This is a genomic window from Enterobacter asburiae (genome assembly GCF_008080435.1).
Lineage (GTDB): Bacteria > Pseudomonadota > Gammaproteobacteria > Enterobacterales > Enterobacteriaceae > Enterobacter > Enterobacter asburiae_C.
In genome coordinates this window covers 81,386-96,962 of record NZ_VRKN01000013.1, presented here as the reverse complement: position 1 = coordinate 96,962, position 15,577 = coordinate 81,386, and the positions used below count along the sequence as shown (strand labels likewise).

The window sequence follows — 15,577 nt, the reverse complement described above, 5'->3', positions numbered from 1 at the left end:
GCCTCGCCCCGGCCTTGCGGAAACGCTTCGGCGATTTACAGCCGGACCAGGGCATCGCTGTAAGTCATTAATTTTACTGATGCAACGTTCATCGCTTCAGGTAAAAAAATTACTGGGGATTCCTCAGCCCTGTGGGAGAGGGTCAGGGTGAGGGCATCAGGCCGCACATGCCCAGCTTTTACGCCGCACGATCGTCCCTGTTCGCCATTACCTTTGGCGTATTCACCTCAATCCAGTCCGCCAGCGCGGCGACTTTCTCGCTCACCTCAACGCCCATCGGCGTCAGGCTATACTCTACGTGCGGCGGCACCACCGGATACGACACGCGATCGACAAACCCGTCCTGCTCCAGCGCCTGGAGTGACTGGGACAGCATCTTTTCGCTCACCCCGCCCATTTTACGGCGCAGATCGCTAAAGCGATGCGTTCCCTGGCGCAGGGCCAGCAGAATCAGGACACCCCAGCGGCTGGTCACGTGTTTGAGCACCTCGCGTGAAGGGCACTGCTCCGCGAAAAGATTGCCATCGCGCATTTGTTCGCTGAGCGTTGGTATCGTTGTTTTCATACTTACCTTTTTGTACGTACTTACTAAAAGTTAGCTATGGTGCTAGTGTGCCACAACACCAGACAAACACGAAGGAGATTCATCATGATCGCGATTACCGGCGCTACCGGCCAGCTTGGCCATCTCGTTATCGAACAGCTGTTGAAAACCGTACCGGCCAACCAGATTGTGGCCATCGTACGTAACCCGGCGAAAGCGCAAGCCTTAAGCCAGCAGGGGCTTGTGGTTCGTCAGGCGGACTACACGGATGAAGCCGCATTCACCGCCGCGTTGAGCGGCGTGGATAAGCTGCTGCTGATCTCTTCCAGCGAAGTCGGCCAGCGCGCAACCCAGCACCAGAACGTGATTAACGCCGCCAAAACGGCAGGTGTGAAATTTATCGCCTACACCAGCCTGCTGCATGCGGACAAATCACCGCTGGGTCTGCACGTTGAACACGTTGCCACTGAAAAAGCGCTGGCGGCGTCCGGCATTCCTTATGCCCTGCTGCGCAATGGCTGGTATACCGAAAACTACCTGGCGAGCGCGCCGCCTGCGCTGGAACACGGCGTGTTTATTGGTGCGGCAGGCGAAGGCAAAATTGCCGCTGCGACCCGTGCAGACTATGCCGCGGCGGCAGCGAAAGTGGTCGCTGAAGAGGGCCATGCGGGCAAGGTCTATGAACTGGCGGGCGACCACGGCTGGACGCTGAGCGAACTGGCGGCTGAACTCAGCAAACTGAGCGGGAAGCCGGTCACCTATCAGAATCTCAGTGAAGCGGATTTTGCCGCCGCGCTGAAAAGCGTCGGCTTGCCCGCCGGGCTGGCAGATATGCTGGCGGACTCCGATGTGGGTGCGTCCAAAGGGGGACTCTTTGACGATAGCCATACGCTGAGCAGACTGATCGGGCGCGCGACGACGCCGCTGGCGCAGAGCATTAAAGCCATTCTGTAACGGACTGACCGTTTTTTCCTGCGGCCGGGTTATTCCCCTTACCCGGTCCGCACTTATATGGCATTCTGTTCCCCCGACAGATGCCGATACCCTACAATGTTTACTGCGATAAACACGGATTCAGCCCCCCCTTTTATTCACTCCGTTGAGATGGGCAACGTCGCCCCTTTTCCCGCTCTGCGCTATTGCCTGGTCTCATTCACAGCACGTAATTACCATGACGGGCACTTTGATAATTGGGGCATCCCCTTTCCCGGTCAGCTCGAAAGCGCCGTGGTTAAACGCCGGGCGGAGTATCTTGCGGCACGTTACGCCGCGCAACGGGTGCTGAGATCCTGGGGCTGTGACGCTACGCCAGGCAGCGCGCCGGATCGTTCTCCGGTGTGGCCTTCAGGCTGGCGGGGAAGCCTGTCACATTCTCATGAATGGGCGCTGGCGGTCGTTGCGCCAGAGGCGTCGGGCCTGACGCCGGGCGTCGACATTGAGTTTTTTGCACCTGAGATGATGCAGCGGACAGCGCACCTGTTTACCACACCGCAGGAGCGGGAATGCCTTGCCGCCAGCCAGATCGACGAGGCCAGCGCGCTATTAATTACCTTCTCCGCGAAAGAGAGTCTCTATAAAGCGCTCTATCCTGACGTTGGCCGCGCCCTCGATTTTGATGCGGCCCGCGTGTGCAACATCGCGCCTGAACTGCAGAGGATCACCCTGGAGCTGACCGAGACGCTTTCCCCCCAACGTGTAAAGGGCAGCCGGATCCAGGGCTATTATCAGCTCTCAGGCGAGAGGGTTATCACGCTCATTGCCTGACGCCAGCAAGGGGGCCAGATACGTCATCACCATATCGATGCCCTCCCCCGGACGGCGCAGCGGATTATGCCCCTGACCGTGGGTCTCTGCCAGCCTCGCGCCAGGCCAGGCGTTGACCAGGCATTCTGCTTCGACCCGCAATACGATGTCATCACTGCTGTCGTGAATAACAAGGGCGGGCTGATCGACCTGCTGCAGCCCCTCGTAAGCGTTAAAGCGCTGCCAGACCGCCTCGCCAATACCAAAGTATCCCTCAATATACCGACGCAGCCTCTGCTGCTGGCGACCCGGGAGATTCAGGATCGCGGCATATTTCGTGACCAGCCCGCTAAAGTGTGTCGGCGCCCCTACGATAACCAGCGCGCGGGTCCGCAATCCCGCTTTTACCGCATTGATGACGGATAACCCGCCAAACGAGTGCGCCACAATCGCGTCAAAACCGCCTTCCTGCTGCGCCAGTTGTTCAATGATTTCAATAAACTCGACGATGCTGCTCTGACGCCCTGCCGCATCGCCATGTGCGGGGGCGTCAAACCCGATGACCTGAAACCCCTTTTCGACCAGCGTTTTGATCAGCCTGCCAAAGTGGGAAGCCCTCGACTCCCAGCCGTGGGCTAATAGCACGGTGGGTCCCGCGCTGCCCCAGCGGTACACCACCGCATGTTTACCATTACTCAGAGGAAGGGACTCAATGCGGCTCGCCAGCGCCGTCATCTCTTTATCGCTTGCACGCGTCGGCACCCGGCGCGGCGTAAAAAACCGGTTGCCCAGCCAGTCGGCGGTCGCTCCCGGCACAACCCGATCCATCAGGCGGATACCGGCCTTCACGCATGAAACCATCGGAGAGCGCAGGTAGGCGGGTCCACGATACTGCTGGTAGGCTTGCTCAATCAGTCGATCAAATTGCTCACTCATGGGACTCTCCAGAAACACAGGGAACAGTGGACTGAACCGCGGATGATTCAGACTGACGGATCAAGGCACGCTCTGCGTCACTGGCAACGTGTTCGTCCCAGTACGCGAGTTTTGCTTCCATTCGTTTAAACCACAGTGGCGGTATCAGCGCGTAAAAAATATGGGCGACATACCCTTTTTCTATTCCCACCGCGTAGCTGTGCGCCTGCAAATTCCAGTATTCACGACGGGGATGGGTGTGATGATCGGAGTGGCGCGTCAGGTTCAACAGACCGGCCGACGAGGCCCGGTTATTGCAATCCCAGCTGTGTCGCGGCTCCACGCGCGTGCCGGGAAGGCGGACCAGACCGTAGTGCTGGATGTAATTCACCGTTTCAAACAGGAATTTAGACACCAGCATGGTCACCAGGCATGCCAGCGCCCCCCTGACGCCCGCCGCCATAAAGCAGACCGCCACAATCAGCAGGCTCATCAGCACTCCGCGCATCACCCGGTTCGCCAGCATGGCGCCGCGCCTGTTCTGAAGCGACAGCCGCTGCGCTTCCACCTGCCAGGATTCAACATACTGTGACAGAGAAGAACGGATGAAGAAGCGATACACATTCTCCCCACGACGCGCCGTCGCACCGTCCGCCGGAGTCGCCACGTTAGGATGATGCGAATAGACGTGTGAAATCGAAAACTGCGCATCGCCGACCAGCGCCAGAAGCCAGCGCCCGACCATCATCGCCATCAGACTGTGGGTTTTGTGGATAAGCTCATGGGCCACCACGGTATTGGTGCTCATGGTATAGCCGGTGGATGCCGCCGCAAGCAGCAGCTCCGGCAGGGCAAGGTTATGCAACGCCATGATGTTGTGACCCGTCAGGGCGGTCAGCCATGCGCCAAACCCGAGCAGATCGCCCGGAGCCGCCTGCCAGATAAGGGTAAACAACGCCAGCAGCGCGGCCGGGAGCTGTAAATACGGGATGATCTCCAGCAGCGCCGGAATCCGGTAGTGGCGATCGGCGGTGTCGTGCGTGGTTGCGTTATCGAAGAGGACATAGCTCAGCGTCACGCAGAGCATGGAAACGACGATCCACACGCCGCCGAGCAGGGTGGTTAGCGCGGTGAGTGGTAAAAAAACACAGGGGACAAGGGCAAATCTCAGGTAACTCAACATACGGGCTCCTTATTGTTATGTCTGTTTGTTGCACCGACCGGCGGCGAGAAGCAGTCCATTTCAAGCAAGTGGCTCATCACCCCTCCGGCGAGCAGCCTTTGCTGGCACGCCTGCGCCAGCGCGGGATTGCCGCAAATCACGACGCGCCATTCGGCTACCGCTGTCCGACGGGGATAGAGGGCACGCCAGTCGTCAAGCCAGCAGGTAATACGGCCCGCCAGCTCCTGCTCCTGAACCTCACGCTCCCGGGATAACGCATGCAGAAAGTGAAAACCGGGATAGTGCTGACGCAGACGCTGCAGTTCTTGCAGGTCAAATTTGTCCTGCCGCCTGCGAACCGCGTGGATCAGCATGACCTCGCGGTGGGGATGACGCGCCAGCGCGGCGCGGACCAGACCCAGCGTCGTTCCCAGTCCCGACCCACTGGCGATAGCCAGCAGAGGACCGTTACCGTCATCCTGCTGGCCGAACTGCCCCCGGCAGTCCGAGAGCCACACCTTCCGGCCAGCCCCCTGTTCATCACACAGCAGCGGGGATAGTCGCCCCTCTTCACGGCGCGTGATATCCAGAACAATCTCTCGCCCCTGGCTCGGCCAGCTGACGGAGAAGCTCCTGATATCCTTATCCTTTTCGAGACCGACCTGAACGTATTGCCCTGGCTGAAAGGACAACGCCTGCTCCGCGCGGAGCATCACGCGCCATACCGTTGATGAGAGCGGTACAACCTGCGTAATTCGTGCAGGCGTCCAGGCCCTGGATGCCGCAGCGAGCGTTAAATCCGATTCCGGCAGGCACTGGCATGCCAGCACGTGGCCGGCGGCAATCTCCTCCTGGCTGAGCAAATAGCTCAGGTCGACAAGCGAACGCACCTTGCCGCTCGTCACCCGGCAAAGACAGGATTTACACGAGCCCACCTGGCAGTTATACGGCAGGGAAACACCGGCGTTGAGCGCGCTTTCGAGGAGCGTATGGCCGGACGTCAGGGGGAATTCCCGTCCCTCAAGCGTCCCCTGAAAATGGCCGCGTCGGGAAAACCATCTCTTCAGCATCTTATTGCTCCCCGCACAGCAGCAGCCCGTCATCAAAGACGCTGCCCATCATCACCTTTCCGTCCACTGGCGCGGCGACGCTTATTGCCGCCTGCGCCTCGCCGTGGCTCTGATAGAGAATACTGGCCTGAGCAATCTCCCCCTGTGCACCGGTTGTCAGCCGCCATACCATGGACGGTGAACGTGCCTGCGCATCTTTCTGATAGGCGGCCAGCTTCAGAAGCTGCGGGTGCGCCGCCACCAGCATTCCCTGCCCGTCAGGCAGGATATTGTCGACGCCATGCAGACCGCTGAAGCGCCCCAGCAGGACGGCCGCAGCCTCGTTCGGTCGCCACGCCCAGCTGCTCACCGCACCGCGTGTGGTTTCCGCCACGTACAGACGCCCCAGTTGTCGGTTGTAGTAAATGCCGTTCGCAAAATGCAGGCCATCAATCAGGGTATGCAGCCCCGCCTCATCTGCCAGCAGGACGCTGGACAGCGGCAGTCGCAGATAGTCCTCCACGCGTCCCGCGAAGCCCCTCCACCGGTGGTCGCGCGTCAGCAGCCAGCGAGTTTTATCAATGACGCTGACATCATTGATGTTGTTGCCGACTGCGCGCGACAGGGCGGGTTGATACTCGAGACGCATCTGCGCGCGATTAAAGCGAAACACATCAATGCTGTCCTCCTGCGGGCGGTGGTTCACCACGTAGATCCACGTCTCGCCATTCTGCTGCCAGACATCGATACCGTGCGGGAAGAAGGCATCCGGATAGTCGCCAGCTAATCGCCGCGGCTTGTCGCTGCCGTTGAGGTAATAAAGCGCCCCGGGCGCGCTGCCGTGTCGGTTGAGGCTACTGGCTACCGCCCCGCCATCGGATAAGGGAGCGATATCCTCCGCGCCCTCAATGCCCGTTATTTTTTGGCACTGTTCCCCACCGCTCTCCTGCACCCGATAAAACAGTCCGGCATCGATCAGCAGATTAACGGCGAACGCCAGCACGGCGCCCACGAGGACGAAAATCGTCAGCTTTTTCATGATGCGGCCAGCACCTCTGACGACGAGAATAATGCTTCGGCAGCCTCTTCGCCCTGCTCAGCCAGCACGGTTATCGCTCTCAGGAAGTGCTCAAGCAACGCACGGGCACTGGCCTCGGTGAAATAGCGCATCTGGTAATCCAGCTCGACGGACAGCCCTTCTTTGGTCTCCAGAATGTTGACCATCAGCGGGAATTCGACGGCACCGATCGGGAGCAGCGACAGACTCGCCTCCCACTGCCGCAGTTCTGCCAGCGGAGCATGCGGCTCGACGTTAAAGGTCGCCAGCAGCGGAAGCGGCGCATCCTGACCGTGGAAGCAGCGTGACGGCAGGGCGGGCTCGCCGCGCTGCGCGAGGATACCGTCATGTATTGCCCTGGCGACCCCAGACACCGACGCACAGGCGGCGCTGTCGATACATAGCGGCAACAGCCTGACGCACTGGCCGACAAGCGCGTCGCCCTGCCCGAAATCCCGCCCCGCATCCGGCACGCCAACCGGTACCGGGGAGTGGCCGAACGCCTTCTCCAGCGTCAGGGTAAAGAGCGCATTCAGCAACGCGAAACGGGTCACCCGCAGCTCGGCGGAGGCTTTGCGCAGCTGCGCGGTCAGTCCCGGATAGGACAAGCGCTGTATCAGCCGCTGTCCCTGATACGTCCGGGAGGGTGCCAGCACGGTAAGGGCTTCTGGCGTTGCCCGGCGTGCAGGAAGCGCCGCAAGACGCTGCGATAGCTCAGCCTCGCTGACGATGTTCTGCTCACGGATAACCTGCAGATAGCTTGCCGCAGCCGCCAGGTCAGGACGTTTTCCCGACGCCAGGGCATCGTAAAGATGCAGCAGCTCGCGCAGCATCACCATAAACGACCAGCCATCCGCCACCGAATGATGTGCCGAGATGGCGAGCGTGGTTTTCCCCTCATAGCGGACAAGCAGCAGACGAGCCAGCGGCGCAGCGGTAAGATCAAAAGGACGTGCGGCAAAATCAGCGAGACAGGCGGCAGGCGCAGCGTATTCCTCGCAGACATCGACGGTGGGCGCCAGGACCACCTGAAGTTCGCCTGCGTCAGTGAACTGCATACGCAGTGCGTCATGGCGCTCGCACAGCAGTTGCCAGGCGGCGCGCATGATGTCGCTGTCTACATTACGCGGCGTTTCAATGACGCCGCCGATCGTCCCGGCCAACAGCCCGCTTTCATCCTGCGCGGCCAGCTGCAGAAAACGCTGCTGGCTGTCAGCAGCGGCATAACGCGTGTCGGGGTGCAATCCCGCCTGCCCAAAGAAGCCGTCCACGCGCATGGCGTTCACGCTCTCTTTCACCGCGGCAATAAACCGATCGATATCCTCGTCTGTGTGCGCGACCGAGACAAAACAGTTACGCCCTTCCCAGATGAAAATGCCGCGCAGCATCAGGTGGTAGAAGAGGATGTCGTAGTTACCGTTGAATTTGAAACGGAACAAGCTGCCGGCAGAGACGATCTCAATCGGTGTACCGGTTGCAGAGAACCAGGTATTTAACGACATCGTCAGACGCGCGGTTTTTTGATTGATGTCGTCATACAGCGCCGGATGCGCTTTGATGTACTCCAGCACGGCTTTGCTTGCCGCCATGGTCAGCGGATGCTTGGAGAACGTACCGGCAAAGAAGATCAGTTCAGCCTGCGGCCAGGAGTCATCGCCATACTGCCAGAATCCGCCGTCGATACTGTCCATAAAGCGGGCAGAACCTGCGATCACGCCGATAGGCATACCGCCGCCGACAATCTTTCCGTAGGAGGCGATATCCGCCTGAACGCCGTAATACGCCTGCGCGCCACCGGCCGCCAGACGGAAACCGGTGATCACTTCGTCAAACATCAGCGCAATGTTGTGGGTTGTCGTCAGTTCACGCAGGGTATGCAAATAGTCGCGCGGCTGATGATCGGGATAACGGCTCTGCACCGGTTCAACAATCACCACCGCCAGCTCGGCGGCATAGCGGGCAATAAGCGCCAGGCTCTCTTCGCTGCCGTAGTCGAGCACCAGCAGGTCGTCCACCAGCGATGGCGGCGTGCCTGCGGCAATCGGCGTGGCGCGCTCGGGGGTTTCGCCCCCCTGCTGTCGCCCGAGAATGCCGTCAAACACGCCATGATACGAGCCGCTAAACAGCGCGACTTTATTTTTCCCCGTCACGGCGCGCGCCAGGCGCACGGCGCTCATTACCGCTTCAGAGCCGGAGTTACAAAATGCCACGCGCTGCTGGCCGGTCAGCTCGCTGATAAGCGTTGCCACCTCACCCGCCAGCGCGCTTTGCGGCCCAATCTGCATGCCCTGCGCCAGCTGGGCGGCTACCGCCTGCTGTACACAGTCCGGCGCATGCCCCAGCAGGTTAGCGCCAAACCCCATCGTAAAATCAATATACTCATTGCCATCGACATCCCAGATGCGCGATCCCTGAGAGCGCGCTCCCACTAAGGGATAAAGCATCTCTTTGGTGGATAAACGAAAGCCCGCAGAGGCCCGGTTATCCGCCAGCACGGCGCGGTATTGCTGGGCATTGCGTTTCGACCCGCCCGTTTTATCGACAAACCGTTGAGTGAGTTGCGCCAGATGCTGGTCGCGTTCAGCGCCCAGGGAGACCTTTTTCGTCTCTTTTTTAAACCAGCTGTTGTGCGCGCTGGCCTTCACCGGGGCGGCCGGGGTCGCGACAGGCGCTGGCGCGATGACGTCCGGCATCTTTGGTGCTGCGGGCACCGGGATAGTCTGCGCCGTACCGTTGAGCAGCGTGAGCTGCTGGGACATAAGCTCCAGCTGGCGGGCAATCAGATCCTGAACCGCACCAGGTACCGGCTTGCTGGTTCCCGGCATCGTCACGACAGGCTGCGCCGCCTGGTCGGCGATTTCCGGGGTGCTGAGCGGAGCCGCAGCCGCCGCTGGCTGCGCGTGCTCCACCACATAACCGATCACCGCGTCCAGCGTATTAAGTTCTTCAAACAGCGCGCGCACCGGGATGGCCACGCCGTAGCGGTCTTTAATGGTATTGATGGCATCCAGCAGCACCAGCGAGTCCGCCCCCATTTCCAGGAAGGGCAGAGAGTCGTCAAGCGCGGCGGGATCCGCCTCGAGAAAACCGGCAATAATCGCTTTTATTTCAGCGGCTAAATGGTGTTGATTTGACATAGCGTCCTCTTTTGCAGATGGAGTCTGCGCTGGCGTCTCACCCGCCAGCCAGTAGCGTTTGCGGCAGAACTGGATTGCGGGCAGGGTTAGCGCCTCCCGCGTGGTCGCGTGGTACAACCCGCTCCAGTTGATGTCGTGCCCTTGCTGCCACAGCGTACCCAGCAGCGTCAGCAGTGATTTGTACTCATGTCGCCGATCGCCTGCGGCCAGCACCCGGTGACGGCGGTCGGTTGCGGTCACAAATTTGCCCAGCGAACTGTCCGCACTCAGATCGATAAAGGTGAACTCACCCTGCGCAAGCACGTTTTGCACGCCCTGAAGGAAATTCACGGGCTGGCGAATTTGCCGGGTCCAGTAGTCGGCGTCGGTTCGGTCGCACGCCTCGCCGTTCAGGTTGCTGTAAAACGGGATCGTCCCGCGGGTGAAGGTGACGTTGTTGACCAGCCACTCGCGCCAGGCGCCGAGGATCGGATCCATCATCGAGGAGTGAAATGCGCTGGCGGTTTTAATTTTTCTGGCGTGACCACCCTGAGAAGAAATGGCCTGAAGGCAGGCGTCAATCGCCGCCTGGCTGCCTGCTATGGTGGTCAGCGTCGGCGTGTTGAATGCGGCAATATCAATGTCACCCGCCCATGGCGAAATCATCTGGCGCACGTCGGCTTCACCGCTGAAGACGACCGCCATCGCCCCTTCCTGCGTCAGGGCTGACATCAACAGCGCGCGCTGATGAACCATTGCCAGCCCGTCGTCCAGCGAGAGATAGCCGGCGATAACCGCCGCGCAGTACTCTCCCAGGCTGTGCCCCATCACGGCAGCCGGACGCGGTCCGAACTGCATCACGCTCTGAGCAAGCGCGTAGCTACAGGCAAATAATGAGAGCTGACACGTTCTGGCGCAGCGCTGCCAGCTATCGTCACGGGCAAACAACGCCTGCGTGATATCAATCTGATAGCGCTGCTGAATAGTCGTCGCCAGCGCGTCAAACTGGGTGCGATAGTGTGGCAGATGGTGATACAGCTCGGCACCCATGCCGATTTGCTGGGTGCCCTGCCCCGGGAAGAGCCAGACCTGGGGCTGGGCTTTACCCGCCTTGCAGGCCGTGAGCTGCGCAAGGCTATCCGCCAGCTGGGCGCGATCCGCGCCATACGCCACGCCGCGATAGCGGGCCGCGTCGTAGCGGGTGTTTACCAGCCGACACCAGGTGGCGATATCGCTCTCCTGGCATGTAGATAACCCTTTTTTGATCGCCTCCCGCTGAAGGGTAAACGCCCCTTCATCATGAGAACCGATCAGAAGCAGGCCGTGCGGCGCAGCGGGCTCCTGGCGTTTTTCCAACGCTGGCGCGCTGCGCAAAATCACGTGACCGTTGGTACCGCCGAAGCCAAAACTGCTTACGCCCGCGTAGCGTGCTTCGCCATCGGCAAGCCATGAGGCAGGCTGCGCGCCACTCACCTCAACATGACGGCTAATCGCCGCAATATGCGGGTTTTTATGCTGGAAATTGAGGTGAGGAACGTATTGCCGGAAGTGCAACATCAGAGACGTTTTCACCACGCCCAGCACGCCCGCCGCCGCCTCCAGGTGGCCAATGTTGGTTTTAATCGAACCGACCTGGACAGGTGCGGTTTTTTTCCGGTCCGCAAATACCGCTTCCAGCGCCTGATATTCAATCAGATCGCCAAGCGCCGTTCCCGTACCATGCGCTTCGATATAATCAATGCTATCGCTATCCACCCCGGCGTCCGCCATCGCCTGCCGGATGACCGCCTGCTGCGATGGGCCATTTGGCGCGGTAATGCCGTTGCTGCGGCCATCCTGATTCACAGCGCTCGCCACCAGCGTGGCATAAACCCGATCGCCATCCGCCAGCGCCTGGGTCAGCGGTTTAAGCACCACGACGCCACACCCTTCACCGCGGACATAGCCATCCGCGCGGGCGTCAAAGGTTTTACACCGGCCATCGGGGGCCAGCATCTGGGCGTCGGTGAAGACTTTTTGCAAATGCGGCGTCAGCGCCAGATTAACGCCTCCGGCAATGGCCAGAGCGCAACGTCCGCTCCGCAGACTCTGCATTGCCCCCTCTATCGCCACCAGCGAGGAAGAACAGGCCGTGTCGACGGCGACGCTTGGCCCTTTTAAATCATAAAGATAAGAAATTCGGTTGGCCGCGATACTGTGCGCGTTGCCTAAGCCGCTATAGGCAGAGACGTTATCGCCGCAGGCCAGCGCGTAGTCGCTGGCGCTGATCCCGACAAAGACCGCCGTATCGCTACCGCGCAGGGATGACGCCTTAAGACCGGCATCAGTTAGCGCCTGTTGAACGGTTTCTAACAGCAGACGATGCTGCGGATCGATATAGACGGCTTCACGGGGAGAGATGCCAAAGTAGCCTGCGTCGAACGCGTCGACCTCGTCAAAGAAACTGCCTTTACGGTTAAAACCGTCAAGGGACGATGTACGCCAGCGGTGCGCCGGGATCTCGCCGGTCGTGCTGTGACCTTGCTGCAGCAGCGACCACAGCGCCTCCACGCCGCTATGTCCTGGCAGCTCCACGCCGATGCCAATCACCGCAATGGCGCTCTCTGCGACAGCTGAGCTGACCGGCCGGGCTGCAGCGGGTTGTCCCAGCGCGGCCGCCAGTTGATTGATGGTGGGATAGTCATAAATCAGCGCGGGAGAGAGCTCCCGGCCCAGCCGCTGTTCAAGCTCGCCAATGACGCCCACCGCCTGCAGAGAGCTCATGCCAAAGCTGGTGAACGCGTCATCCCACTGGGAGTCGCTGAGCGTCGTATTCATCGCGCTGCTGATGATCCCGGCAATCAGCGCTGCCAGCGCGGGTGGGGTTTCCCCCTCGGTTACGACAGGTTTAGACGCGACCTGGCGGCTGCGCCACACCACTTCCAGGGTCCCCTGCTGATACATAATTTTCGCGCGGGTGCGCTGTAATTTCCCGCTGGTGGTGCGGGGGATTGCCCTTCGCCCGACCATGAGCAGTTCATCCAGCGCAATGCCGTGACGCTCCGCTACCGCCGCGGTAATGCGCGGGGCAAGCGCCGCCATATCGAGGTCATTTTTATGACGCGTCGTCAGCTCAAGCAGCGCAACCGGCTGTTCGGCTTCGCTGGCAAACACGCAAACCGTCGCCTCCGCCAGCGCGGGATCGGCCTGGCGGATCGTCTCTTCAATATCCGTCGGATAGTGGTTCTGACCGTTGATAATCAGCAGCTCTTTGAGCCGTCCGGTAACGTACAAATGACCGGACTGAAGAAAACCCATGTCGCCGCTGCGCAGCCACGGGTGCGGATGGCCTGCCAGAGACGCCTGGAAGGTTTCGCGCGTGGCGGCGTCATTGTCCCAGTATCCTGCGGCTACGCTCGGACCACGCAGCCATATTTCTCCGCTTTCACCGTCAGCAAGCGGCTGATGGTGATCAGGATCGACGATACGCACCTCGGTATCAGGCAGAGCATGCCCACAGCTCACCGCACCGGCCTCGTCGGAAACGCGGAGCCCCTGTCCTTTCTCCATCCCGGTGACGATGAGCGTGGTTTCCGCCATGCCGTAGCAGGGCAAGAACGCGCCGGGGCGAAACCCTGCGGGCGCAAAGTGTTCGCTAAACTGCTGTAGCGTGGCGGGCCGAATTGGCTCTGCGCCGCAAAAGGCCACATCCCAGCGCGAAAGATCCAATGCCTCAACCTGCTCTCTGTCAATCTTACGCACGCACAGCTCGTAGGCGAAATTAGGGCCGCCGGAGGTCGTCGCCTGATAGTCGGAAATCTGTTTGAGCCAGTTAAGGGGGTTTTTCATCAACATCATGGGCGACATCACCCGACAGGGGAATGTGCCAAACACGGGCTGCAGTAGACCGCCAATAAGCCCCATATCATGAAAATGCGGCAGCCAGATCATGCCCCGGCTTTCGCTGTGGTGACCGAAATAGTGGTGAATGGCATGCGAATTAGCCCACAGGTTGCCATGGGTCACCATCACGCCTTTCGGAGAACCCGTCGAACCCGAGGTGTACTGTAAAAAAGCCAGATCGTTTTCTGTTACCGGAACGGGGTGAAATGCCCCGGAGAACGTGCGCTCAAGATAATGCAGGCGATAGCCCGCAGGTAGCGTAATAGTGTCAGGTTTGTCGAAGGTAAAAATAAGAGGGGATAACGGAAGTGATAACTGGCCTAGCGTTTCTGCCCCCCTGGCTGTTGTAACAATACATTCCGTTTGCGCATTACGTAATACTCCGGCAAAACGCTCCCACGCACTTCCTGACGATTTTGCGGGCATCGGGACGGGAACCGCCACCCTGCCGGCATAAAGGCATCCAAAAAAAGCGCCAATAAAATCTTCACCATCCGGATAAAGCAATATTACCCGGTCGCCCCGTTGCCCGTATTGCATTAAAGCTTGTGCAAGCGACGCGGCGCGCTGGTGTAACTGGTAATAGCTTTGGCTGTGAATATCTCTGGCGCTGCGGACGAATTCAAATGCCGTCTGAGTAGTCTGTTGAACAGCAAGTTCGGGCAAAAGCTGGTTGAAGGAATGATATCCCCTGTTAAACAACTGATGAGACGGCATCATAATTCGCTCTATATTTTCAAATGTAATGAGGGTGGGAAGATTATTTTCCGGCGCGGCCAGCCAGCAGATCGTTACAGAAGTCGTTCCATACCTTCAGCCAGAGATCAACGCGCTGTTCCATCTCGGCATAGCGGTCTTCAGTCAGCGCCTGGCAGAACAGGATCCATGCATCTTCGGAGTGACCATCTTCAATGGACTCTCCCGTTTCGCTTTCTACATGGATGCTGTGATAGCCCTTCGTGACGTCAATATCCGTTGCTTTATCAACGCCTTTGGCCCACGGTGTGGCAAAGTCATGGAAGACGGTCTCGGCCACGGCCAGCAAACCCACCAGCTGGGTATAGTCGCCATAAGCGTTTTCAAAGGTCGCGCGGCAGGCCAGGGAGCTGGACATCGGCAGCCAGGATTTCACCTCGTGTTCCGTCATCCCCAGTTGCTGGATGGTCGTAAAGAACTGGACGTAGTGCGCCAGCGCGGGCTGACCGTTGTAATTGCCTTCGGCGTCTTCGCCAGGGTGGAAGCCCAGCTCATCCAGCAGGTTGATTTGCAGCAGAAAACGGGCCGCCATTTTCGCCTGCGCGCCCAGCGGAGCTTCCAGCTGTTTCGCCGCGCTTAACGCTTCAATAACGGCATCGGTAAAGACTTGCGCAAAAGCGTGATAAAACTCCAGATGGAATACGCGCATCTGTTGAAGATCGACTTCACCGCTGTTCATTTTTGACAAAATAGGGCTGCGCATCAGCGGATGGGATTCAATCCGGTCAATAAGCCTGTTGGAAAATGCGCGGTTTTCTGTATAAACGCGCTTATCGACGGTCGCGACAATAGCTTCCCGACCCAGCTGGCGGGTATTCAGTAACGTTTTCATTTTTATATCTCAGGTAGGTGATAGTTTACAGGGCGGAAACCCTGCCAATAGCCATTATGACTAACGCATACATTCCACAGCTAAACGGTATAACCTGCACATATTTAAATGGCAGATAAAAACACGACGCAATCAGGAGAACCGGAATACCAACCGAAAGTATCATCATGCAAATAACAGCATAATATTTATAGATATAAGACACGGCGAGGTCATCAATACACATGCCATAGAGCATTGATATTAACGGCAGCATAATAAAGGCAATATGTGCCAGCCTTAACATCCTGCGATTTAAATCGGTATAATTCTCATGTCCTTTGGGGGCGCGAAACGGTCCCTTAAAGGCGTACATGCCCATTAATCCACCCATCATTATGCCGACAACAATACCGCTCCAGCCAAAGGCAATCAGTATTGCACTGAGATTAGCCACTCTCTTTCTCCTGTTTAGTGGTGCACAAAGGTAAGGCGCCTGAGAAAATACAAGCACCTTTATTTATTAATAATAAAATCCGATA

The 15,577-nt window shown here is 59.0% G+C and carries 10 protein-coding genes; 2 read left to right on the top strand and 8 right to left on the bottom strand.

Annotation, left to right across the window (positions count from 1 at the left end; translation table 11 throughout):
- Nucleotides 1-178: 178 nt before the first annotated feature.
- Nucleotides 179-565 (bottom strand): winged helix-turn-helix transcriptional regulator, encoded by a 387-nt coding sequence (locus FU672_RS19640; protein WP_148244482.1) that lies wholly within the window; start codon nt 563-565, stop codon nt 179-181.
- 84 nt (nt 566-649) lie between these two features.
- Here FU672_RS19640 and FU672_RS19635 point away from each other — a divergent pair, with 84 nt between their 5' ends.
- Complete coding sequence (locus FU672_RS19635; protein WP_148244481.1) at nt 650-1,498, top strand: SDR family oxidoreductase; 849 nt, start codon at nt 650-652, stop codon at nt 1,496-1,498.
- Nucleotides 1,499-1,555: 57 nt separating this feature from the next.
- Nucleotides 1,556-2,308 carry a 4'-phosphopantetheinyl transferase family protein gene (locus FU672_RS19630; protein WP_508610035.1) on the top strand — a complete coding sequence of 251 codons (753 nt, stop codon included), beginning with the start codon at nt 1,556-1,558 and terminating at the stop codon, nt 2,306-2,308.
- On the opposite strand, the gene FU672_RS19625 is transcribed toward FU672_RS19630, so the two are convergent.
- The 7 genes from FU672_RS19625 to FU672_RS19595 are packed head-to-tail and all read right to left on the bottom strand — an operon-like array spanning nt 2,276 to nt 15,492.
- Nucleotides 2,276-3,223 (bottom strand): alpha/beta fold hydrolase, encoded by a 948-nt coding sequence (locus FU672_RS19625; RefSeq protein ID WP_148244479.1) that lies wholly within the window; start codon nt 3,221-3,223, stop codon nt 2,276-2,278. The two genes, FU672_RS19630 and FU672_RS19625, sit on opposite strands and share 33 nt — an antisense overlap.
- Nucleotides 3,216-4,385, bottom strand: coding sequence for an alkane 1-monooxygenase (locus FU672_RS19620; RefSeq protein WP_148244478.1), 1,170 nt, complete (start codon nt 4,383-4,385; stop codon nt 3,216-3,218). Before FU672_RS19620 ends, FU672_RS19625 begins: the two co-directional genes overlap by 8 nt.
- Nucleotides 4,379-5,434, bottom strand: coding sequence for a 2Fe-2S iron-sulfur cluster binding domain-containing protein (locus tag FU672_RS19615; RefSeq protein ID WP_148244477.1), 1,056 nt, complete (start codon nt 5,432-5,434; stop codon nt 4,379-4,381). Before FU672_RS19615 ends, FU672_RS19620 begins: the two co-directional genes overlap by 7 nt.
- Before the next feature lies 1 nt (nt 5,435).
- Entirely contained in the window at nt 5,436-6,452 is a 1,017-nt protein-coding gene (locus FU672_RS19610) for an arylesterase (protein ID WP_148244476.1), read from the bottom strand.
- Nucleotides 6,449-14,185: a type I polyketide synthase gene (locus FU672_RS19605; RefSeq protein ID WP_148244484.1), complete on the bottom strand. Its 7,737-nt coding sequence runs from the start codon at nt 14,183-14,185 to the stop codon at nt 6,449-6,451. Before FU672_RS19605 ends, FU672_RS19610 begins: the two co-directional genes overlap by 4 nt.
- Nucleotides 14,186-14,228: 43 nt before the next feature.
- Nucleotides 14,229-15,056, bottom strand: coding sequence for an iron-containing redox enzyme family protein (locus FU672_RS19600; protein WP_148244475.1), 828 nt, complete (start codon nt 15,054-15,056; stop codon nt 14,229-14,231).
- 25 nt (nt 15,057-15,081) lie between these two features.
- On the bottom strand, nt 15,082-15,492 hold the full coding sequence (locus FU672_RS19595; RefSeq protein ID WP_148244474.1) for a hypothetical protein: 411 nt from the start codon (nt 15,490-15,492) through the stop codon (nt 15,082-15,084).
- Between the last annotated feature and the right edge of the window lie 85 nt (nt 15,493-15,577).